The following is a 23,836-nucleotide window of genomic DNA, read 5'->3' as shown; positions in this document are numbered from 1 at the left end:
TTGTCCATCCTTTCCTATTTTTTATTATAATCATCCAAAAGAAAGTCTTTATTAAAGCTTGTATTCGTCTGACCTTCTTTGTGAATATTTTTCAAGCCTCTTTTTATAATATCCTCTCCGAACTTTTCACGCAAATAATCAATCGCTTCAAGCAGTGGTTCTTCTTTTGCATCTTGTTCAAATGAAAATAAATCAAGTTGTTTAAAGGCATGTCCTTCTTCAACAAGATCATTTCCTGTTACACCTAGCAAACGTACAGGTGTACCATTCCAATTTTTTAAGAAGAGAATTTTTGCTTGTTCAAAAATGTCCTTTTCATCTTGTATAGGATTTCCTAATTTTTTGCTTCTAGTCAACGTAGATCGATCCTTATACCGAATCGTTATGGCAAGACTCGTTGTGTATACTTCCTTATTTTTTAAACGAGCAGATACAGTTCTTGCTAATTTTTGTAAAACATTGAACAAGTCTTTTTGTTTATTAACATCACGTGGTAATGTCGTAGAATTTCCAATACTTTTGTAATCATAAATACTTTCTGGGTCAACAGGTCGGAAGTCATTTCCATTTGCTCGCTCTTTAAGGCGAATACCATTAATACCTAGTAAATTCTTCAGCTGTATTTCATTTGCAACCGCTAGATCACCGATTTTTTCAATCCCTAACTTATGTAGCTTTTCCGCTGTTTTCATTCCCACTCCATGCATTTCATGGACAGGCATTGGCCATAGTATCTTTTCAACATCTCTTTTACGGAGCACAGTAATTCCTAGTGGCTTTTTCATGTCAGATGCCATTTTTGCTAAAAATTTATTCGGCGCTATTCCTATACTACATGGTATGTCAAGCTCGTCTAAGAGGCGACCCTGGATATTTTGAGCAATCTTTAATGGATGCACAGTAATAAAATCTGTTATATCTAAATATCCTTCATCAATCGACACCGGTTCAACCATATTTGTATATTCTCGTAAAATTTGAAACATTTTTGTTGAAATTTTCCGATATAATTCATGATTAGGAGTTTTAACGATGAGCTGTGGACAGAGTTTTTTGGCTTGCCAAAGAGGCATTGTTGTCTTCACACCAAACTTACGTGCTTCATAACTACACGTGACAATAATTCCCCGTCGTTCTTCTGGGTTTCCTGCTATAGCAAGGGGCTTACCTTTTAGTGATGGGTTATAAGCCATTTCAACAGACGCATAGAAACTATTCATGTCTACATGAAAAATAACTCTGCCTTTTTTTATATTTGTTTCGCTCATATTAAAATCACCTTTACCTTCTAATAGAAGTAGGGACCTCTCTTAGAAAACACAAATATTAATGATTGGCTGTTTCTTCACGCTCTTTCATAAAAGCTTGTATTTCCTTAATCCCGTCAAGACTGTAAATGAATTGTAAAGGATCGATGATTGTAATTAGACGATTTTCTAAATTAATGACACCTGTGAAGTACGATGTTTTCTCATAGGCAATTAACCCGACTTGCTTAATCGAGGAACGTTCGATCTCCAATAATTCCTTTGCTTCCCCTACTAATAAAGCAAGTTCCATCTCATCTGTCTTAAGCACGATTAACCTCGTTATTTCTTGAATTTCTTCATCCGTACCATATAAAACATTATGTAAGTCAACAACGGGGACAAGATTGCCACGTACCTTTACTAACCCTTTTATATAGTCAGGAAGTTTTGGAACAGGCGTAATATGTTCCAATTTTTCAATAGAAAGAACATGATCAACATTAATGGCATATTCTTCATTTTTTTCCTTAAAAATAACAATCTTCATTGTTTCCATATATTTTCACCGCCTTTATCAGACCGATTCATTAGGCTATATGCCTTTATTAACTATCTCAACAATAGCAACTGCCATCTCTGCTAACTTATACAGTTCTTTTACAGGCATTCGTTCATTTGTTGTATGAATCTCTTCATAACCAACACCAAGTACGACTGTAGGAATACCCATTCCAGCAATCACGTTGGCATCACTACCGCCACCACTTTTAATTAAATTACTTTTACGACCAATTTTTTCTGCTGCTTCAGATGCAATTTTTACAACTAAATCATCGGGACCAAATTTAAAAGAAGGGTACATTACTTTTACATCAACATCAGCATGTGCGCCCATTTCACTAGCAGCCTCTGAAAAAGCATGCTTCATTTTATCAATTTGTTCATTTAATTTCTCATTTGTTAAAGAGCGAGCTTCAGCAAATATATATGCTTTTTCACATACAATGTTTGTTGCTTGTCCTCCCTCGAATCGTCCAATATTAGCGGTTGTTTCCTCATCAATACGACCTAGAGGCATCTTTGATATTGCTTTAGCTGCAACAGTAATAGCAGAGACTCCTTTTTCCGGTGCAACACCAGCATGAGCACTCTTCCCTGTAATTGTAGCATTCACTTTCGCTTGAGTAGGAGCGCTAATAACAATTGTACCTACTTCTCCATCACTATCAAGAGCATATCCATACTTAGCAAAAATTTGAGAAGGATCTAAAGCTTTTGCGCCGACTAAACCTGATTCTTCTCCTACTGTAATAATAAATTGAATATCTCCATGTTCAAGCTTATTTTCTTGTAATACCCGAATTGTTTCAAACATGACAGCAAGACCTGCTTTATCATCTGCACCAAGAATTGTTGTACCATCTGTGACGATATAGCCATTTTCAATCGTCGGTTTGACCCCTTTTCCTGGTACAACAGTATCCATATGTGAAGTAAAATAAATTGGATCAGCTTCTTTGTTTGTACCTTTTAACGTACAGATTAAATTTCCTGCACCATGTCCTGTTTCGGCTGTTGTATTATCTTCAACAACTTCTAATCCAAGGCTTTCAAACTTTTGTTTTAAAACTTTCGCAATTTCTCCTTCATGTCCACTTTCTGAATCAATTTGGACTAATTCAAGAAATTCGTTTATTAATCTATTTTCATTAATCATATAAATCCCTCCAATTCACATACATGTAAAGTATACCCCTTTTTTACCAAATCGTTCAATTCTTTCTTTCCGACTCATTAAAAAAACTTGGAATACAAGTCTTTATTTATGTAAAAAAGTGACGTACTCTTAGAAACTTGCTTCTTTCGTAACGTCACCTATTTAATCTTTCTTATAAAGGAATATTTCCGTGTTTCTTTTTCGGTCGATTTTCTTTTTTATTTTTCAACATATCGAGTGCTTGAATCATTTTTATTCGTGTCTCTCGTGGATCAATGACATCATCAACCATTCCCATTTTTGCCGCTACATAAGGATTGGCAAATTTATCTTTATACTCTTGAATTTTTTGTTGGCGTACAACTTCTGGTTGCTCACTATTTTGAATCTCTTTAGCAAAAATAATATTTGCTGCTCCCTCAGGACCCATTACAGCAATTTCCGCATTAGGCCAAGCAAATACGAGGTCTGCACCAATCGACTTACTATTTAGAGCAACATATGCTCCACCATAGGCTTTTCGAGTAATTACTGTAATTTTTGGTACAGTTGCTTCTGAATAGGCATATAAAATTTTTGCTCCGTGACGAATAATTCCCCCATGTTCTTGGTTAACTCCAGGAAAAAAACCAGTCACATCTTCGAAGGTAATAATAGGGATATTAAATGAATCACAGAATCTAATAAAACGTGCTGCTTTATCCGATGAATTTATATCTAGTCCACCTGCCATAAACTTTGGTTGATTACAAACGAGTCCCACAACTTCTCCATTCACACGACCGAACCCAACAACTATATTTTTAGCAAAATCCTTTTGAACTTCTAAAAATGAATCCTCATCAACAACTTGCTCAACCACTTTTTTTATGTCATAAGGCCGAACCGTATCAAAAGGGACAATTTCAGCTAAATCTGGTCGATAATCAACAAAATCTTCAACTTCACAGCTTGGTGGTTTTTCTTCATTATTATTAGGTAAATACGATAGGAGTTCTCGCACAAGCTTAAGCGCTTCTTCTTCTGTTTCAGCGCGGAAATGACTATTTCCACTAATTGAACTATGAACTCTAGCCCCCCCTAAATTTTCCGCACTAATTTGTTCACCGGTAACCGTTTCGATAACCTTTGGTCCCGTTATAAACATTTGACTTGTCTTTTCAACCATGATGACAAAATCAGTAATTGCAGGCGAATATACAGCACCTCCAGCACATGGACCCATAATGACTGAAATTTGAGGAATAACACCAGAGTAAATGGCATTTCGGTAAAATATATGTCCGTATCCGTCTAAAGAGACGACTCCCTCCTGTATTCGTGCACCTCCCGAATCATTTAGACCGATTATTGGGACACCGTTTTTTGCAGCTAAATCCATAACATTCGCAATTTTTTTCGCATGCATTTCTCCAAGTGCACCACCAAATACCGTAAAGTCTTGAGAAAATAAGTAGACGCCTCGACCATTTACTTTTGCAAACCCAGTAACAACCCCATCTCCAGGTCCTTTTGGTAAATCATGCGAACGGTGCTCCATAAAAGGATTTAATTCAACAAATGTTCCGTCATCAACTAATACATTAATCCGCTCCCGAGCTGTCATTTTACCCTTTTCATGTTGTTTATCAATTCGGTCTTCCCCACCACCAAGCTCTACTTCTCTTCTCTTATCGTATAATTCATGGATTTTATCATAAATATCTTCTTTCTTCGTATCTATCATTTGTTTCTCCCCTTTGTTCATTAACTCAGGTTTTATTGTTTTTGACAAAGTTCATATAAAACACCAAAAGTTCCCTTTGGATGAATAAATGCAACTAGTGCTCCCCCTGCACCAATTCGCGGTTCTTTGTCAATGAGTTGTACCCCTGTTCTTTCTAGATTTTCTAGTTCTCCATAAATATCTTCTGTTTTAAAAGCAATATGATGAATTCCTTCTCCTTTTTTATTTAAAAACTTCTGAATCGTACTATCCTCGCTAATTGGTTCAAGTAATTCAATTTTTGTGTTATTTGCGTTAATAAATGCTACTTTTACTTTTTGTGATTCCACCATTTCTGTTTTTACATGTGACATTTGAAAAATATTTGTATACAGCGGAAGCGCATTGTCAATAGAATTCACGGCTATTCCAATATGGTCAATCCCCTTCACCCATACTTCACCCCTTAAACAAAAAGTCGTATTGTCAAAAGTTTTTATATTAAATAGGTTAACAACCATTGATTTATAAGGCATTGAACAAAAAAAGACTTGCCACCCCCTAAAATCTATGGTTAATTGAGGTTACCACACACACAACTAACAAGATTGGAGTGAACAAGTCTGTATCCTCAATTATTAACCTATTTATTTGAATTTATCAAGTACCAAGATGAGACTATCAAAATTTTACAGACTCTTTTAATTGGAAAGAGTATGTTTGATAAACCCGAAGAAAAACCGATAAGCAAGCCTTATCGAAAACTACAGGTGGATGAGCTTCCGATTGTTGAAACACTTGAAAAGCTTGATTATCAAGAACTACTTAATGATTTTCTAGAAAAACACGGGAAACCATTAAAACCGGTTCGTAGACATAAAAACGCCAAAGTTTGTGTGCCTTCTCATTTGAATTGTCCAAAGTGTGGTGCTCCTTCTGATTTTCTTTATGCAAATAATGGAGATAAAGGACAATATCAATGTAAAGTGTGTGCGTGTTTGTTTAGCGAAAAGAATCGTTATTTGAAAGAGGCCATTTTACGATGTCCTCACTGTTCAAAAACACTTGAAAAGATAAAAGAACGAAAAGATTTTGATGTTTTCAAGTGTAAAAATAATCAATGTTCTTACTACCAAAAGAAGTTAAAAGGTCTTTCGAAAGAAGAGAAGAAACCGTTCAAAAAAGACCCACAAGCGTTCAAAATGCGCTATATATTTCGCCTGTTTAAGTTCGACTATAAGCCACTGTCGAAAGAGTCTCCAGAGTTACCGAAAGTAGATTTATCGAAATTGTACGTGTCTCCGCATACACTGGGACTTATTTTGACTTATCACGTAAACTACGGCTTATCAGCGCGCAAAACCGCGGCCATTATGAATGATATTCACGGAGTTTCTATTTCTCACCAAAGTATTTTAAACTACGAAAACAGTGTCGCGCTCATAATGAAACCGTTTATCGACCATTATCCGTATGAGCTTTCCAATCAATTTTGCGGTGATGAAACGTATATCCGTGTGAGTGGACGTTGGAATTACTTGTTCTTCTTCTTTGATACCGTAAAAAAGATTATTTTGTCGTATCCTGTTTCACCAAACCGAGATACACAGGCAGCTGTATTAGCCATTGATGAAGTATTGCTTAAGCTAAAAGAGATTCCAGAAGATCTTACTTTTGTGGTCGATGGGAATCCTATTTACCTTTTGGCTCAACACTTCTTTGCCCAGCACGATATCCACTTTGATGTGAAGCAAGTCATTGGATTAACCAATGAGGATCCTGTTTCAACGGAATATCGACCGCTTAAACAAATTATTGAGAGACTCAATCGTACTTTTAAGGGTAATTATAAGGCTACACATGGGTTTGGTTCAGAAAAGGGATCGGTATCCTATGTGACTTTATTCGTAGCATATTTTAACTTTCTCAGGCCACATGCTTCACTGGAGAATAAAGTGCCAGTTATGATCCCAGAACTCTCCAAATTGCCACACATGCCGGCACGTTGGACAAAAATGATTGAACTCGCTCAACAATGGCTTCTAGAAATACAAGCCGCCTAAATTTAGCTTTAGCTGAGCCCTTGAATGGTTTAACATTCAAACCAGCCATTTGGCGAAGCGAACCCTTGACAAACCGAACTAGCCGATGGTTTAAAATTTTCGGAAAACAAGGGCGTATTTGTCATGCCTTAATTTAGTTCCCTTCACCCTTGTTACACCTAACTTAAACCATCGGCGTGTTTGTCAAGGGCAAATGGCGACGGTTCTCCACCTTATTTCGGAATAAATCTTGTTTGCTTATCCGTTTTTCATAGAACTTTTGACATTACCCAAAATCTATCACACAACTGTTATTGAACAGATTTCGATGTCATAGTACATATTTATATAATATATCAAAATCCTCACATTTTCACTAATAAATCACTGAAAATAAGAAAAATATATTTTATTGAAATATTATTTAGTTCTTCTTATATAAATCTATTAAGAAAGGAAAAATTTTAGACTTGTTCGGAGTTGTAATTAACGATAAAATAATTTTAAGTAGAATATTATGGAGGTTAGAACGTCTCTATGGGAAATAAAAAAGTACGGAAAATTATTGTTTATTTAATGATTCTCGCTATGGTCGCTACTACATTGTTTACAGGGCTATCCGCTCTTTTTTAAGATAAGATATTTTCTTTAAACTTTGGGCCAATTCCTCGATTATGGAATGGCCCCTTTTTCTTTTCCAATCTGTTCAAAGCTACGATTTTCATTTGTGATGAAAATTTTTGTCCCGATAGGAACATCTCCAAATAATTTTTCGACATCTTCATTATTTAACCGGATACACCCTTCCGAAATATATAATCCAATGGACCAAGGTTGGTTTGTTCCGTGTATTCCATATGTTCTCCCGTCCGTATCCACCGCATCAAAGCCAATCCACCGCGTTCCTAATGGATTTTTAGGAGACCCTCCTTGAATATTTTTCTTCCGGTAATATGGATTAATTGCTTTTACCGTTACAGTAAACATACCTTCTGGAGTTAATTCAGGCTTTTTACCCGTGGCTGCTTTATACACATCTTGAATTTCTCCATCAGAAATAAATGCCACTTCATTTGTTGTCTTATTAACGATAATTATTGGGTCTCCAGGTAATGGGTTCGGTCCTATTGGCCACAGTGGAGAAATCGGTGAGACTAAAAGTAAAATACTAAAAATAATATTCAAAAAACCACCCGCTTTTTTCGTTAGTATAAACAAAAACAGGTGGTTTTATTATTCAGTATGTGTTCGTTACTTATATTTCTTCACAATGTTGTTCAAAGAGTTCTTGTAGTCGCTCGATGACAGTAACGGGTGAATGTCCTTCAATTTCATGGCGTTCAACCATCCCGACAAGCTTACCATCTTTTAATAGTGCAAAAGACGGAGAGGATGGTGGATATTCTTCAAAATAGCTTCTTGCTTGTGCAGTAGCTTCTTTATCTTGTCCAGCGAAAACAGTCACTAAATGATTTGGTCGCTTATCATAATGAATTGCATTTTTTGCGGCTGGTCGAGCAATTCCACCAGCACAGCCACATGTTGAATTAATCATAACCAATGTGGTCCCTTCTTTTTTAAATGCTTCATCTACTTCTTCAGGTGTGCGTAATTCTATATATCCAGCTTCGGCAATATCTTTACGTGCTTGTTCGATAAAATCATTCATCATCAAATTGAAATCTATACTCATCATTTTCACTCCTTGTGACAATTGTTAGTTAAATAAATATTCATTAATTGTTCGACCGCACTAGAAACAGGGATATTCCCAATTTCAACATCACGTTTCATTGTTGGTAAGATGGATTTAATCTGTTCATGTTGAAAAAAAGATTGCTGTAGTTTTTCTGCAATTGAAGTAAGTAGCCAATCACTAGTTTGTTTCTTCCTTCTTTCTAGAAAAACACCAGTGCGTTTTGCTTTATTAACAAATTCATTAACAACATGCCAAAGTTCAACAATTCCTTCTCCAGTTAACGATGAACATGTGTATGCTTTTGTTTCCCAACCATCTGTTGCAGGTACTAAGTAGTGCAAAATTTGATTATACTCATTTTTCGTCTTCCTAGCAAAATCTTTATTTGCTCCATCCGCTTTTGTAACGATAATTCCGTCAACCAGTTCCATAATCCCTTTTTTCATCCCTTGTAAATCGTCACCAGCACCTGTGATTGTAAGCATTAAAAACATATCAACCATTGTCCTAACAACAACTTCACTTTGGCCTACACCAACGGTTTCAACTAGTATAACATCAAAACCTGCTGCCTCGCAAAGTAAAATACTTTCCCGAGTTTTCCGATGAACACCACCTAATGTTCCAGAAGAAGGAGAAGGGCGGATAAAAGCATTATCTTCACGAGACAAAGACTCCATTCGCGTTTTATCTCCAAGGATACTCCCACCTGTCATTGTTGATGATGGATCAATGGCAAGTACGGCCACCTTTTTTCCAAGACGACAAAGTTCTGTTCCAAAACGATCGATAAACGTACTTTTTCCGGCCCCTGGAACACCCGTTATGCCAATTCGTACCGATTTACCTGTAAAGGGAATAATTTCTTTTAACAGCTGTTGACCTGCATGAAAATGATCAGGATGGTTACTTTCAATTAATGTAATGGCCTTTGCTAACGTTGCCCGGTCACCATTTTTTATTCCAACAATGAATTGATCTAGTGGAATTTCGATATCCTGTTTTTTCAAACGGATACGCTTGTTTTCAGCCATTTTTACACTTCCTCATAGCCCAACTGTTTATAAACTTCTTCTAAAACAATTTTCGCAGAATCAGGTATTACTGTTCCCGGACCAAATATTGCTGCTGCACCGTGTTCTTTTAAAAAGGCATAATCTTTAGACGGAATAACCCCTCCAACTACAACAACAATGTCCATACGACCTAACTTTTTCAATTCTTCTTTTAATTGAGGAAGAAACGTTTTATGTCCACCTGCTAGTGAGCTCATTCCGATAACATGAACATCATTTTCTACCGCTTGGCGTGCTGTTTCCTCTGGAGTTTGAAAAAGAGGACCGATATCAACATCAAAGCCAAGATCAGCAAAAGCAGTCGAGATTACTTTAGCTCCGCGGTCATGACCATCTTGACCAATTTTCGCCATAAGTAATCGAGGTCTTCTACCTTCTAATTGATAAAACTCTTCGGTCATCGCCCTAATTTCTTCGATCTTTTCATTATTTTGATAGGCATTTCGATATACACCACTTATTGAACGAATGGTTGCTTGATGTCTTCCAGAAATAGACTCAATAGCGTCTGAGATTTCACCTAACGTTGCCCGCTGTCTAGCTGCTTCTACTGATAATGCAAGTAAGTTTCCTTCACCTGTTTTTGCAGCTTCACGAATTGCTACTAAAGCTGTTTCAACCGCTTCATTGTTTCTTGTCGCTTTTAATTCTTTTAATCTAGCAATTTGTTTTTCACGAACAATGGTGTTATCAATATCAAGAATGTCAATCTCCTCTTCGATATCGGTTTGATAAGAATTGACTCCAATAATTTTCTCTTTACCTGAATCAATCATCGCCTGTCTTTTTGCAGCTGCTTCTTCTATTTTCAGCTTTGGCAAACCTGCCTCGATAGCTTTTGTCATGCCACCTAAGCTTTCAATCTCTTCAATATGTTTAAAAGCACGATCTATTAATTGTTTCGTTAATGTTTCAACATAATAAGAACCGCCCCATGGATCAATTGTTTTCGTAATTCCTGTTTCCTCTTGCAAATAGATTTGTGTGTTGCGGGCAATTCGGGCAGAGAAATCCGTCGGTAGTGCAATAGCTTCATCAAGGGCATTAGTATGTAGTGATTGTGTATGCCCCATCGCTGCAGCATGTGCTTCAATTAACGTTCGAATGACATTATTGAATGGATCTTGTTCTGTTAAACTCCATCCAGATGTTTGGGAATGGGTACGTAAGGCAAGTGACTTTGGATTTTTAGGGTTAAATTGTTTCATCAATTTTGCCCAAATATAGCGTGCTGCACGAAGTTTCGCTACTTCCATGAAATAATTCATCCCAATTCCCCAGAAAAAGCTAAGTCTAGGGGCGAATGCGTCAATATCAATACCTGCAGCAAGACCCGTTCTAACATATTCGAGCCCATCTGCTAATGTATATGCTAATTCTATATCAGCGGGAGCCCCTGCCTCTTGTATATGGTAACCAGAAATGCTAATGCTATTAAACTTTGGCATATGTTCAGCTGTGTAGGCAAAAATATCAGAAATAATCCGCATCGACATAGCTGGTGGGTAAATATACGTGTTTCGAACCATATATTCTTTTAAAATATCATTTTGAATCGTTCCAGATAATTGGCTTTGCGAGACCCCTTGTTCTTCTGCTGTAACGATATAAAAGGCCATTATAGGCAAAACGGCACCATTCATAGTCATTGAAACCGACATTTTATCTAGAGGGATTTGATCAAATAATATTTTCATATCTAAAATCGAGTCAATGGCTACCCCTGCTTTTCCGACATCACCAATGACACGAGGATTATCTGAATCATAACCACGGTGCGTAGGAAGATCAAACGCAACGGATAAACCTTTTTGACCCGCTTTTAAATTTCGCAAATAAAAGGCATTACTCTCTTCGGCTGTGGAAAATCCCGCATACTGACGAATGGTCCATGGTCTGTTCACATACATTGTTGGATATGGTCCTCTCGTATACGGCGGCAAACCTGGATAGAAATGTAAATGGTCAATATTTTTTGCATCTGCATTTGTATATGCTGATTGAATGGAAATATTTTCGTATGTTTCAAAAACTCGCTCTTTCTTAAATTCTTCGCTCTGAACACCATCTGGAAGTATTGTAATCTCTTTAAAATTCGGTCTCATGCATGATCCCCCCTAACTAAAAAACGTACAATCTTTTGTAATACGACTAATTGGTTTTTATCTTCTTTAATGAATAGGTGGATACCACATTGTTCGAACTTTTCTTGAACCTCATCATTATCTACACCGTATATAATAAACTCTTTATCCGGATACTTTTGAATAATATTTTCTATTGGAGCAAGCGCCTCCATCAATTGCTGTTCCGACCCGCAAAAACAATATAATTTTTTCCCGGTTTCTTTTATAATTTTGTCAAAGTTGTTTCCTTCGTGGAAAACTGTGCTTATACCACCTCCACGTAAAAATTCTGATACAAACTCAAATCGTGATTTTAATATTTTTGTATCACCACAACTAATTAAAATGACTTCAGGCTTTTGCCCGATATTTCTTTCATAGTGTGATATCTCATATCGCAATTCTTCGTAACGTTCGCTTAATCGGTATGGTGTAAGAGGGTCAATATTTTCACCGCTTATTGATTGATCGATTGTTTCATTAAAAAAGTCCTTTAACATCGCTCCCGCTTGAACCATTTCCTTTATCTTATCAAGATTATCATCTAGTAAGTGACCACTGAATTGTTCATTGTCGCAATTGTTTCCTACATGCAATTTCTCATTCGCATCTACATATTGATTTGTTCCTATTAATTTTATTTTGCGATAATAAAAATCCGTTTGCTTTTTTCTTCTTACTTGAGTTACTTGTTTTTGTATTTCACCTGATTTGGTCGCCTGTAACATCCCACCTGATTCTTCAATTTTCAAAAATAGTTCCCAAGCCTTTTCTATTAGCTCACGAGTCAATGATTCGATAAAGTACGACCCTCCACTCGGATCGCTAACAATACTTAGCTTTGCCTCTTCACGTAGTAAATGATGGATATTGTATGACAATCTTGTTCCCAATGAACTAATTTCATGAAAAACTTCATCATACGGAGTAACTCTTAACCATTGTACGCCACCAACTACCGCTGCGAACGCTTCACCACCAATTCGAAGCATATTCGTATACGGATCTAATTTTGATTTATTTACCATTGTTGTTTCTGCAAAAATTGGCAACTTTTTATTTTGTACATGATACATTTCAGCAATTTTATTCCATAAGTATTTTGCAGCTCGAAGTTTTGCAATTTCTGTAAAAAAGTCCGATCCTACAGAAAAGCCAAATACGATTTTTCCAAAAATGTCTTCTATACTCATCCCTTTTTCTTTTAATTGTTCAATATGCTCAACAGCACTCGCGAGGGAGAACGCAAGTTGTTGTACCGCAGTTCCGCCAGTCTTTTCATAAATCCTTCCATCTACGAAAATTGGTTTTACATTTGGTAAAGATTGATTTACAAACAAGATTGTTTCTTTCCAAAGTGAATAAAACGTTTTCATTCGATCAAGTGAAACGCCATTCTCTAAAAAAACAGCAATTGGATCACAACCAATAAAACCTGAAACCGTATTTACGTTCATTTTATTTGCTAACATAAAATAAAAAGGGATAATTTCTTCTTTGCTAACAATAAAAAAAGGCAGGCTGTCAAGATCAATATTATGAAGTATGGTTTCAAGTGATGTCTCGTTCATGTTATTTGTAAGTTGAAAAGATATTGTATCTTGCCCATATTTTATTGCTTCTAACAAATTTTTATTAAGTTCTTCAAGAGTCTCTGCTTGAACGAACTGAGCAATTTTCCATTCATTATTTTTATTTAAACTAGGATTCATTCTTTCAAAGCCAGCGGGTAAATCATCTTTTATATAAAGTGGTTTAATCGTAATATGATCATATGTACGATGGTAATATTCACTAATTGTTTTCCCCTTTAAAGCGCGGTTTGCTGCTTCCACCCATTGTTCATAACGTGCATTTAAAAATTTGCTACCTACCACTTCTTTAAATTGTCTGGCACCGTGAACCTCCTTCAAAATAATTCCCCCTTATTTGAAAATTAGATTCATTATATTTGTTATTGTAGCTGAAAAAAGTATAATTGCAAAACGAATATAACTAAAAGAGTAAATCTAATTACTATTTACTAATACATTGGAGTAATATAGAACTTCGAATGATTATGGATTTTGTTTTTTCATTTAAAGAAAACTAATGGCTCGAGCCTCAAGGCAACCAAGAGACTAGAGTTCGCCGAAAAAGCTTTTTTTCGGTTGCAATGTAATGCTGCTAGATCCTTCCTTGTGTACTTAGGCGCACAAGGAAAGTAGAACTTTCCTATTAGCTTAAAAAGGGACTAATAAATAGCCCCTTAACGAATTTAATAAATGGAAATATTTTCTTTTGTCATGGTCTCCAGTCGTTCTTTAACTTTCTTTAAAAACTTACCACAAATAAAGCCGTCTAGAACTCGATGGTCAAGAGATAAGCACAAATTAACCATATCTCTTACAGCGACCATTCCGTTATCCATTACAACTAATTTCTTAACAATTGATTCAACTTGTAAAATTGCTGCTTGTGGGTAGTTAATAATACCCATCGATTGAACTGAACCAAAAGATCCAGTATTATTAATCGTGAATGTACCTCCTTGCAAATCTTCTGACTGTAAACGTCCAGTTCGTACTTTTGTAGCTAACTCATGAATCTCTCGAGCAATTCCTTTTATTGATTTTTCATCCGCATGTTTAATAACTGGCACAAATAATGCATCATCTGTAGCAACAGCTATGGAGAGGTTAATATCCTTTTTATGAATGATTTTATCGCCAGCCCATGTTGAATTAAGTTCTGGGAATTCCTTTAATGTTTGCGCAACTGTTTTTACAAAGAAGGCGAAATAAGTGAGTGAGTAACCCTCTTTCGAATAAAACTCATCTTTAATTTCGTTGCGATAGTTCACAAGTTCCGTGACATCCGCTTCCATCATCATCCATGCATGCGGAATTTCTTGTTTTGCTTTTGTCATATTCGATGCAATTGTTTTTCGAATTCCAGTGACAGGTATTTCTCTATCACCTTGATTGATTCTATTTTGAATTGGCTTTATTTCATTCGTATTTTGTAACGTACTCGAATCTTTAGAAGAATGTTGGAAGCGAGGGGATTGATCACTTGAAATTACTCCGGAATCAATTATTTTCTGAATATCCTTTCTTGTAATACGCCCACCTCTTCCAGTACCAACAACATTGGCTAAGTCAATGTTATGTTCACTTGCTAATTTTAAAACCGCTGGCGAATATCGTTGTTTTGTGCTCTCTCGATTTTCCATATTTGAACTCACTTTTGCTTGAAAATCTTCAGTAGGTAAGGAAGGACTAGCCTCTGCCTCTACTTCGTCCGTTTCTATCGTACAAATCACTTCACCTACCGCTAATGTTTCATCTACCTTTGCAATGAGTTCTTTAATTTTACCCGTATAAGAGGAAGGAATTTCTGCTGTAACTTTATCTGTCAACACTTCTGCAAGCGGATCATACTTTTGAACATGGTCACCTGGTGTGACAAGCCAATTCGTAATGGTCCCTTCTGTTACACTTTCTCCAAGTTGTGGCATTGTGATTGTCATTAATCCCATGAAACTCACCCATCCTTTCTCCTAAAACTCTGCTAATTCACGCATTGCTTTTTCAATCTTATCTTGGTTAATCATAAAAAATTTTTCCATCGGTGGTGAAAATGGCATTGCAGGAACGTCAGGACCGGCCAATCTCATGATAGGGGCATCTAACTCAAACAAACAATTCTCAGCAATAATCGCTGCCACTTCACTAATCACACTACCTTCTAAATTATCTTCTGTCACCAATAATACTTTACCTGTTTTTGCTGCTGCATAAATAATTGCCTCTTTATCTAAAGGATAGATTGTACGTAAATCTAATACATGTGCGGAAATCCCTTCACTTGTTAGCTTTTCTGCAGCTTGTAATGCTAAATGAACACAAAGACCATATGTGATAACTGTAATATCTTCACCTTCTCTTTTTACATCCGCTTTTCCAATCGGAAGGACATAATCGTCAACAGGTACTTCTCCTTTAATTAACCGATAAGCCCGTTTATGTTCGAAAAATAAGACAGGATCATCATCACGAATAGCTGCTTTTAATAATCCCTTTACATCATAAGGAGTTGACGGCATAACAATCTTTAACCCTGGCTGATTAGCAAAAATCGCTTCTACCGATTGTGAATGATATAACCCTCCATGAACGCCTCCTCCATATGGTGCACGAACAACGAGTGGGCAGTTCCAGTCATTGTTGGAACGATAGCGAATTTTTGCGGCTTCTGAAATAATTTGATTGACTGCAGGCATAATAAAATCGGCAAATTGCATTTCAGCAATCGGTCGCATACCGTACATAGCACTACCTATTGCAACACCGGCAATCGCTGACTCCGCTAATGGTGTATCAATAACCCGTTCTTCACCAAATAGATCATATAACCCTTGAGTTGCTTTAAAAACCCCCCCTTTTTTTCCAACATCCTCACCTAAAACAAAAACTTTCTCATCCCGTTCCATTTCTTCCCTAATCGCCATCGTAACTGCTTCAATATAGGAAATAAGCGCCATTTTATCCCTCCTATTCCTTAAATACATACTTCAATGTATCTTCAGGTGTTGGATACGATGCACGTTCTGCATATTCAGTAGCATCATTGACAATTTTCATTATTTTATCTTCCAACTCTTTTTTCATTTCATTATTAAGTAAATTCACATCTCTTAAATATTTCTCGAAAAGTGCAATTGGATCTTTTTCTTTAGCTAAGTTAACATCTGAAGGATTTCGATAGGCTCTATCATCATCGTCACTCGAATGAGGAGTAAATCGATATGTTAAAACTTCGATTAATGTTGGACCACCACCATGCCTAGCACGATTATGAGCATTTTTTACAACTTCATAAACAGCGAGCGGATCGTTGCCATCAACAGTGACACCTGGCATACCATATCCAATTGCCCGATCAGAAACTCTTTCACAAGCGAGCTGCTTTTTTAATGGTACAGAAATGGCATATTGATTATTTTCACACATAAAAATGACCGGAAGTTTATGCACACCTGCAAAATTTAACCCTTCATGGAAGTCGCCTTGGTTCGATGAGCCCTCCCCAAAAGTAACAAGTGAAACAAAATCTTGCTGCGTCATTTTAGCAGCTAAAGCAAATCCAACTGCATGAGGTACTTGTGTCGTTACAGGAGAGGAACCCGTAACAATTCGGTTTTTCTTTTGCCCAAAATGGCTTGGCATTTGTCTCCCACCTGAATTGGGATCTTCCGCTTTTCCAAATGCAGATAACATTAATTCTCTAGGAGTCATACCAAAAGCTAAAACTACACCCATATCACGATAATAGGGAAGCACATAGTCTTTTGATCGATCGAGTGCAAACGCCGCACCGATTTGTGCCCCTTCTTGTCCTTGACCTGATATAACAAAAGGAATTTTCCCAGCTCGGTTTAATAACCACATGCGTTCATCTAATTTTCTTGCTAATATCATTGTTTCATACATGTGTAAAACCACTGAATCGGATAGTCCTAATTTTCGATGCCGAACTTCATTCACATAGAAAACCTCCGTTCATTTGTAAAATAACGTTAAAAAATAGGGATTTAGGGGATGTAAGCTACCTATATATCAATAATCGATTTAGAAATGAATTGGTTTTCCTTCTACTAAAAGACTTACCTCTGCAAATATTTCTGATAACGTTGGGTGTGGATGAGTCGTATTGGCGATTTCATCCGGTGTTGCATCCAATGTAGTTGCTAAACTGGCTTCAGCTATTAAATCTGTTACTTGTGCTCCAATCATATGAATACCTAGAAGATCATTTGTTTTTGCATCCGCAATCATTTTAATAAAGCCATCCGAATGGCCATTCACCAACGCTTTACCGATTCCTTTAAATGGAAACTTCCCAACTTTTAACTCGTTATATTTACTTCTCGCTTCCTCTTCAGTTAAGCCAACACTTGCAACTTCTGGAAATGAGTAAACACATTTCGGAACATGAGAATAGTTCAAAGTTTGCGGATTTTTATTGGTCATATGTTCTACTGCGATAATCCCTTCTTTTGTAGCAACATGCGCTAATTGCATTCCTCCAATACAATCACCAATGGCATATATATGGGATTCTTTTGTCTGATAATATTCATTTACTTCTATATATCCATTATGAACAACAATGTCGGTATTCTCTAACCCAATTCCTTGTGTAGTTGGTTTTCTACCTACTGAAACAAGCAATTTTTCTGCTACAATTGATAATTCTTGGTCAGCATGTTTTACCTGTATAACTACTTCATTTTCATTCATGGATGGATAGGAAAGCACTTCAGTACTTGTAAAAATTTTAATTCCTTTTTTCTTTAAATGCTTCGTTAAATCTATACTTATATCATGATCCTCTTGCGGTAGAATTCTTTCAGCTGCTTCAATTAATAGTACTTCTACATCAAAATCTGCTAACATTGAAGCGAACTCAATACCGATGACACCACCGCCTACAATAATAATCGACTTCGGTAATTCTTTTAAATGTAACATATCATCAGAAGATAAGATTTTCTCCCCGTCAAAAGGAAAATGAGGGATTTCCTTTGGTTCTGAACCTGTTGCAAGAAGAACAAATTTAGGGATTAACATTTCGTTTTCAACCTCATCTTCTAGCTCGACAGAAATCGTTCCAGGTAATGGGGAAAAGATAGATGGGCCTAATATCCGTCCAATGCCAGAATAAACATCTATTTTCCCTTTTTTAATTAACATTTGAACACCTTTATGAAGCTGGTCAATCACTATATTTTTTCTTTCTTGAATTTTATTTAAATCAATAGTAGGAGTACCATCTGTTGAAAAGACACCGTACAAGTGACTTACTTTCATCGTTCGATATACTTCAGCACTTTTTAAAAATGTTTTTGTCGGAATGCAGCCAGAGTGAAGACAAGTACCACCTAATTTTTTCTTTTCAACGATTGCTGTTTTCAAGCCAAGCTGACTCGCGCGTATAGCAGCAACATAACCACCTGTACCGCCACCGACAATAACGAGATCATATTCTTTTGCCATAAAACGTCACCTCTTAGGAATGGTCTGATTCGAGCAAATGAATCAGACCATATATATTGTATAGCTACTAAATACGTTTACTTAAAATATGTTTTTCATTAAGCAAAAAAGAGCTTCTTGAACGGCTAATTTTGTTAATTCTCTCTTCTGCCATTCTATCTGCAGCTACATATGAAGGGATTTGATCTCGTTTAGATATTTCAAATACTTTTTTGATGTTATCATAAATTTGTTCAATCTTTTTAAATGCTCTTTCACGATTATAGCCATATAGTTCATCTGCAACATTAATTACGCCACCTGCATTGATTACATAGTCTGGTGCGTAAATGATTCCCATCTCATGAAGAGTATCACCATGTTTGTTTTCTTTTAATTGATTATTAGCTGATCCTGCAATAACCTTTGCTTTTAGTAACGGTATTGTTTCGTCATTGATAACTGCACCTAATGCACATGGGGAAAATATATCACAATCTACTGAAAAAATTTCATTAGGGTCAACCGCTTTCGCACCAAATTCCTCTTGTACTCGTTTGACTGCTGCTTTATTTATATCTGTTACAATTAACTGTGCACCTTCTTCATGCAAATGTCGGCATAAATGATAAGCAACATTGCCTACCCCTTGAACAGCTACCACCTTCCCTTCTAAAGAGTCCGTACCGAAATACTCGTTAGCTGCTGCTTTCATACCACGATAAATCCCGTAAGCTGTTGCAGGTGACGGGTTTCCAGATGAACCAAAAGCAGGCGAAATCCCGGTCACAAAATTTGTCTCTTCGTAAATGATATCCATATCTTCTACAGTTGTACCCACATCTTCTGCGGTTATATACCTTCCATTCAAACTTTGTATAAAACGACCAAAGGCACGAAATTTCTCTTCATTTTTTTCTGTTTTTGGATCTCCAATAATCACGGATTTTCCACCACCTAAATTGAGTCCACTAGCAGCATTTTTATATGTCATTCCTTTAGCTAAACGTAATGCATCAACAACTGCAGCTTCCTCCGTTGCATAAGTCCACATCCGTGCACCACCTAATGCTGGACCTAAAGTTGTGTCGTGAATGGCAACAATTGCTTTTAATCCAGAGCTTTTATCTTGAACAAAATGTAATTCCTCGTAATCGTACTCTTCCATGTATCTTAAAATTTCCATCGTAATATCTCTCCTTCTGCGATAAGTTTTTATCCCTACTAACATTCTTGCAAAAAGTATGCCAACTTTATTTGTAAGCGTTTTAAAGAATAACACGAAAATAAATTGCAATACATTGCAAGACTTGCAAGAATATGCATGTTAATTTTTGCAATTAAAGGCCATACTTTTCTAATTTGTAATATAGTGATCGTATAGAAATTCCTAATTCTTTTGCAGCATTCGTCTTATTTCCGTGATACTTATTTAACACAAGTTCAATTATTCTCTTTTCAAAGTCATCTGTCATCTCTTGTAAAGATTTTGATTCCCTTGGCAAAGAAAGATCCATTTCACCTTTACTAGTAATATATTCAAGTTTGGGCAGATGGGTTATATCAATAATGCGTTCATTATAGTTCATATAAATCATTGCTCGTCCTAATACATTTTCTAATTCACGAATATTACCAGGCCAATGGTAATTTTTCAGTGCGGCAATGGCATCGTCTGTTATCCCTTCCACAGTTCTTCCATAATCATGATTTATTTTTTGAATGAGCCGATTGCAGAGCTGTGGGATATCTGTTAAGCGATTTCTTAATGGAGGTATGTAAATGGGAATTCGGTTAATTCGATAATATAAATCTTCGCGAAAATGACCGTTCATTATTTCTTGTTCTAAATTCTTATTCGTTGCCGCAATAATTCGAACATTTATCGGGATTGGTTTCGTACCACCGACACGAACAATTTCTTTTTCTTGTAATACACGTAATAACTTCACTTGCGTATTCAATGAGATTTCTCCAATTTCATCTAGAAAAATACTTCCATTATTCGCTTCTTCAAATAACCCCTTTTTTCCGCCACGCTTTGCACCTGAAAATGCCCCATCCTCATAGCCAAACAATTCACTTTCCAGTAAGGATTCAGAAATTGCCGCACAATTTACCCGAATAAAGTTTTGCATCTTTCTATCACTTGCATTATGAATGGCATGGGCAAATAGTTCTTTTCCCGTACCAGACTCCCCTCGGAGCAAAACGGTTGCCGGAGTCTTTGCACCAATACTTGCTTGTTCAATAGCAATCAACATCTCTTCCGACTCACCAACGATATCACGGAAAGTATACTTCGCCTCTAATGTTCGTATTCTTTCCTTTGCCTTTTGTAACTCTGTTGTTAATTCCCGGATTTCTGATAAATCATGAATAATACCTACACTACCTTTTAATTGATTATCAACAATGATCGGAGCTACATTAACAACAACTTCTTTTTTCGTTGGCCCAACAAGCATTTTCACTCCTCTTACCGGCTTCTTCGTTTTTAGTACATAAAGATGCATACTTTCGCCTTGATAAATGTCTGTTGTTGCTGGTTTTCCAATTATATCTTTTTCATGAAGTCCAGTAAGCTTTGAATATGCCGGGTTTATTAATAGTCCTTTCCCATTTTCATCGACAACCGAAATCGCATCGTTACTCGAATGAATAATGGCTTTAAGCATTACATCCCCTTTAATCGTCTCATCTTGTAATTCCTGAATCAACTGCTCTTTTTCCCTCATTAATTGAACGATGATATAAGCAAGTGATCCAGGAACAATAATCATTTGATTTTTATAAGCTTGAAGTTCTTGATAAACAGATTCATCCCCTGTTACATCAATGATAATATCAAAATCCTCGTGAATAAATTGTTTCCAATCGGAACCAAAAGGGATTCCTTCTTTTTTTGCTTGTATAATACCAGGTGCCTGTAGATTTTTATCAATTAAAACGATTTTCTGGAGAGATGCTATTTCTCGTAAAATCTTCAAAATAGCTAACCCACCTTGACCAGCACCAATAACCATTACCTTTTGCAATAGGCACCCCCCCTTTTATTTATAGTCAAAACCCTTGACAATTTCATGATTTTTCATTATATTTCAATTATATCAAAAAATAAGCAAGTCGTACAAAACTATATTTCATATTGGAGTGATTATATGGGTAGATTACTTGCATTGATTATTATTCTCATTCCAGGCGTACTGTCTGTTATTGGTGTAAAGTTAATTCGGGATAGTCTTTTTAAAATTATCCATTGGCCATTTTTTCAAATATGGCAGCAAATTTCCGTAGGATTTTTATTTTTTTTAACAGGACTAGCTATTATTGGTGGTTTTATTTATCACCGAGACAAAAAAAGAAATAAAATTACGAAACGCCGATTTTCTCGCTAATTATTAACGAATCAATCGGCGTTTTTTCTATTTTCATTCGTCCCTAATAATTCTCGCTAATTCTGGATAATCAGTAATAATTGCCGCCGTATTCCAGTCTATATAACGTCTTATTTCATCCTCTTTATTAACTGTATACGGTCGAACGTTTATTCCATAACTTTGAGCAGCCTCAACTAACCTTTTCGGAGCTACCCGATAATGTGGGTGAATCGCTTTTGATTTAATTGATTCCGCATAAATCCATGGCATAAATAATCCTTCAGAATATAATGGAGCAGTTTCTATTTCAGGTGCGATCCGGTAACAATAAACAATCGCATAATGATTAAACGAAGAGAAGATTGTTCGCTCTTCTAACTTATACTTTCTTACGAACTGGACTGTTTTTTCTTCCAAATCATGGTTATCAATTGTAAATGATTTAAATTCAATATTAATAAGTAAATCTGTTTTTGATAACCACACCAATACTTCTTCCAACGTTGGAATGTCTGCCTCATACTTACCCTTTTGAAAATTTGCCCCAGCGTTTAATTGTTTAATTTCCTTTAACGTAAAGTTTTTCACTAAACCTTTTCCGTTCGTTGTACGATCAACCTTTTGATCATGAATAATTACAATTTCACCATCTCTTGTCAATTGAACATCTAATTCAATTCCATCCGCACCTGATTGTGCTGCTTCTTTAAAGGAGAGCATCGTATTTTCCGGATATGTACCAGCTGAACCACGATGACCAAATATTAATGTCATAATTCCACCACTTTTTATAAGTCATATGAAGTAATAATCATAAAACTAAGTTTAAATTGATTAACAAAGTATTTCTCTTTTTTATTTCGTATATCTTTAGGATGCGCGATGCTCAAGTCGAAGTTTATCAGCGACCATTGCAATAAACTCTGAGTTCGTCGGTTTTGCTTTTGACATACTTACTGTGTAACCGAACAGACTAGAGATTGAATCAATATTTCCACGAGACCAAGCAACTTCAATCGCATGGCGAATCGCCCTTTCAACTCGACTTGCTGTTGTATTATATTTTTTCGCAATATCTGGATATAACACTTTTGTAATTGACCCTAATAATTCAATATCTTTATATACCATTGAAATGGCTTCTCGTAAATACATATACCCTTTTATATGTGCGGGTACCCCAATTTCATGGATGATACTTGTAATGCTTGCATCAAGGCTCTTTGCAACAGGTCGTGTTGTTTGCATGACAGAGTTTTGATTCAAATTAAGATTACTTTCTTGTCTTGTAACAGAAACACCTACTCCACAAACGTTACGAATTTGTTCAACGAGGCGATCCATATCAAATGGCTTCAGTACAAAATAGGAAGCTCCTAATTCCACTGCCTTTTTCGTTACATCTTCTTGTCCAAATGCTGTGAGCATAATAATTTTAGGCATGTACTCCTTTTCCCGCAATCGTTCTAAAACAGCAAGACCATCTAGATGTGGCATAATGATATCGAGTAATAATACATCAGGCTTTAGACGATCAACCATTTGCAAGCAGTCTTGCCCATTATAAGCTACCCCGATAATTTCCATCCCTTCCTGGCTATTTATGTAATCCTTTAATAGGTTCGTTAGTTCTTTATTGTCGTCAACAATACAAACTCTAATATTATCCACAAAGTTTTCCTCCCTATTTCATAATCCTTATTATATTGTAATTAACTTTTTCGACAATTCCAATAGAAATCCCTTTCACTTTTTAAAAAAATGTCCTTTTTCCTATATTTCAAACGTTTTTCAACAGTTTACAACATTATATTTACTATTT

The 23,836-nt window shown here is 36.1% G+C and carries 21 protein-coding genes; 3 read left to right on the top strand and 18 right to left on the bottom strand.

Features of this window, described 5'->3' with window-relative positions; translation table 11 throughout:
- Positions 1-14: 14 nt before the first annotated feature.
- The 5 genes from BN2144_RS12190 to mce form a co-directional block, all read right to left on the bottom strand.
- Complete coding sequence (locus BN2144_RS12190) at positions 15-1,268, bottom strand: DNA polymerase IV (protein ID WP_033828471.1); 1,254 nt, start codon at positions 1,266-1,268, stop codon at positions 15-17.
- Between the two features lie 58 nt (positions 1,269-1,326).
- The gene (locus BN2144_RS12185) at positions 1,327-1,806 is read right to left on the bottom strand and encodes a chemotaxis protein CheW (protein ID WP_033828470.1); all 480 of its coding nucleotides are present in this window, start codon (positions 1,804-1,806) and stop codon (positions 1,327-1,329) included.
- A 36-nt stretch (positions 1,807-1,842) separates the two neighbouring features.
- Complete coding sequence (locus BN2144_RS12180) at positions 1,843-2,967, bottom strand: M20/M25/M40 family metallo-hydrolase (protein WP_033828469.1); 1,125 nt, start codon at positions 2,965-2,967, stop codon at positions 1,843-1,845.
- Between the two features lie 172 nt (positions 2,968-3,139).
- Complete coding sequence (locus BN2144_RS12175) at positions 3,140-4,693, bottom strand: acyl-CoA carboxylase subunit beta (RefSeq protein WP_033828633.1); 1,554 nt, start codon at positions 4,691-4,693, stop codon at positions 3,140-3,142.
- Positions 4,694-4,725: 32 nt separating this feature from the next.
- Positions 4,726-5,124, bottom strand: a complete 399-nt coding sequence (gene mce, locus BN2144_RS12170; RefSeq protein WP_033828632.1) for a methylmalonyl-CoA epimerase — start codon at positions 5,122-5,124, stop codon at positions 4,726-4,728.
- Between the two features lie 171 nt (positions 5,125-5,295).
- Here mce and BN2144_RS12165 point away from each other — a divergent pair, with 171 nt between their 5' ends.
- Both BN2144_RS12165 and prli42 read left to right on the top strand, forming a co-directional pair.
- Positions 5,296-6,735: a DDE-type integrase/transposase/recombinase gene (locus tag BN2144_RS12165; protein WP_033826673.1), complete on the top strand. Its 1,440-nt coding sequence runs from the start codon at positions 5,296-5,298 to the stop codon at positions 6,733-6,735.
- 516 nt (positions 6,736-7,251) lie between these two features.
- Entirely contained in the window at positions 7,252-7,347 is a 96-nt protein-coding gene (prli42, locus tag BN2144_RS19935) for a stressosome-associated protein Prli42 (RefSeq protein WP_154665510.1), read from the top strand.
- Positions 7,348-7,386: 39 nt separating this feature from the next.
- Here the strand turns inward: prli42 and BN2144_RS12160 are convergent, their stop codons facing one another.
- From BN2144_RS12160 to BN2144_RS12110, 11 genes are all read right to left on the bottom strand, one after another.
- Positions 7,387-7,893: a L,D-transpeptidase gene (locus BN2144_RS12160; RefSeq protein WP_094763146.1), complete on the bottom strand. Its 507-nt coding sequence runs from the start codon at positions 7,891-7,893 to the stop codon at positions 7,387-7,389.
- A gap of 76 nt (positions 7,894-7,969) precedes the next feature.
- Entirely contained in the window at positions 7,970-8,407 is a 438-nt protein-coding gene (locus BN2144_RS12155; RefSeq protein ID WP_033828468.1) for a BrxA/BrxB family bacilliredoxin, read from the bottom strand.
- 5 nt (positions 8,408-8,412) lie between these two features.
- Entirely contained in the window at positions 8,413-9,447 is a 1,035-nt protein-coding gene (gene meaB / locus BN2144_RS12150) for a methylmalonyl Co-A mutase-associated GTPase MeaB (RefSeq protein WP_050632301.1), read from the bottom strand.
- A 2-nt stretch (positions 9,448-9,449) separates the two neighbouring features.
- Entirely contained in the window at positions 9,450-11,594 is a 2,145-nt protein-coding gene (scpA, locus tag BN2144_RS12145; protein ID WP_033828467.1) for a methylmalonyl-CoA mutase, read from the bottom strand.
- Positions 11,591-13,528, bottom strand: a complete 1,938-nt coding sequence (locus BN2144_RS12140) for a methylmalonyl-CoA mutase family protein (protein WP_033828466.1) — start codon at positions 13,526-13,528, stop codon at positions 11,591-11,593. Before BN2144_RS12140 ends, scpA begins: the two co-directional genes overlap by 4 nt.
- A gap of 344 nt (positions 13,529-13,872) precedes the next feature.
- Entirely contained in the window at positions 13,873-15,135 is a 1,263-nt protein-coding gene (locus BN2144_RS12135) for a dihydrolipoamide acetyltransferase family protein (protein ID WP_033828629.1), read from the bottom strand.
- A gap of 21 nt (positions 15,136-15,156) precedes the next feature.
- On the bottom strand, positions 15,157-16,140 hold the full coding sequence (locus BN2144_RS12130) for an alpha-ketoacid dehydrogenase subunit beta (protein WP_033828465.1): 984 nt from the start codon (positions 16,138-16,140) through the stop codon (positions 15,157-15,159).
- 10 nt (positions 16,141-16,150) lie between these two features.
- Positions 16,151-17,089, bottom strand: coding sequence for a thiamine pyrophosphate-dependent dehydrogenase E1 component subunit alpha (locus BN2144_RS12125; RefSeq protein ID WP_407638070.1), 939 nt, complete (start codon positions 17,087-17,089; stop codon positions 16,151-16,153).
- 138 nt (positions 17,090-17,227) lie between these two features.
- Positions 17,228-18,655 carry a dihydrolipoyl dehydrogenase gene (gene lpdA / locus BN2144_RS12120; protein ID WP_033828463.1) on the bottom strand — a complete coding sequence of 476 codons (1,428 nt, stop codon included), beginning with the start codon at positions 18,653-18,655 and terminating at the stop codon, positions 17,228-17,230.
- A gap of 67 nt (positions 18,656-18,722) precedes the next feature.
- On the bottom strand, positions 18,723-19,820 hold the full coding sequence (locus BN2144_RS12115; protein WP_033828462.1) for a Leu/Phe/Val dehydrogenase: 1,098 nt from the start codon (positions 19,818-19,820) through the stop codon (positions 18,723-18,725).
- Positions 19,821-19,974: 154 nt separating this feature from the next.
- Complete coding sequence (locus BN2144_RS12110) at positions 19,975-21,672, bottom strand: sigma-54 interaction domain-containing protein (protein ID WP_050632300.1); 1,698 nt, start codon at positions 21,670-21,672, stop codon at positions 19,975-19,977.
- A gap of 123 nt (positions 21,673-21,795) precedes the next feature.
- On the opposite strand from BN2144_RS12110, the gene BN2144_RS12105 reads away from it, so the two are divergent.
- Entirely contained in the window at positions 21,796-22,032 is a 237-nt protein-coding gene (locus BN2144_RS12105; protein WP_033828461.1) for a DUF2627 domain-containing protein, read from the top strand.
- Between the two features lie 33 nt (positions 22,033-22,065).
- On the opposite strand, the gene BN2144_RS12100 is transcribed toward BN2144_RS12105, so the two are convergent.
- Both BN2144_RS12100 and spo0A read right to left on the bottom strand, forming a co-directional pair.
- On the bottom strand, positions 22,066-22,788 hold the full coding sequence (locus BN2144_RS12100; RefSeq protein ID WP_033828460.1) for a glycerophosphodiester phosphodiesterase: 723 nt from the start codon (positions 22,786-22,788) through the stop codon (positions 22,066-22,068).
- 96 nt (positions 22,789-22,884) lie between these two features.
- Positions 22,885-23,685 (bottom strand): sporulation transcription factor Spo0A, encoded by an 801-nt coding sequence (gene spo0A, locus BN2144_RS12095; RefSeq protein ID WP_033828459.1) that lies wholly within the window; start codon positions 23,683-23,685, stop codon positions 22,885-22,887.
- Positions 23,686-23,836: the final 151 nt, after the last annotated feature.

The sequence above is a fragment of the Bacillus andreraoultii genome, assembly GCF_001244735.1.
GTDB lineage: Bacteria > Bacillota > Bacilli > Bacillales > Caldibacillaceae > Caldifermentibacillus > Caldifermentibacillus andreraoultii.
The sequence above is the reverse complement of the archived record's forward strand: the minus strand, read 5'-3'. Positions and strand labels throughout refer to the sequence as shown.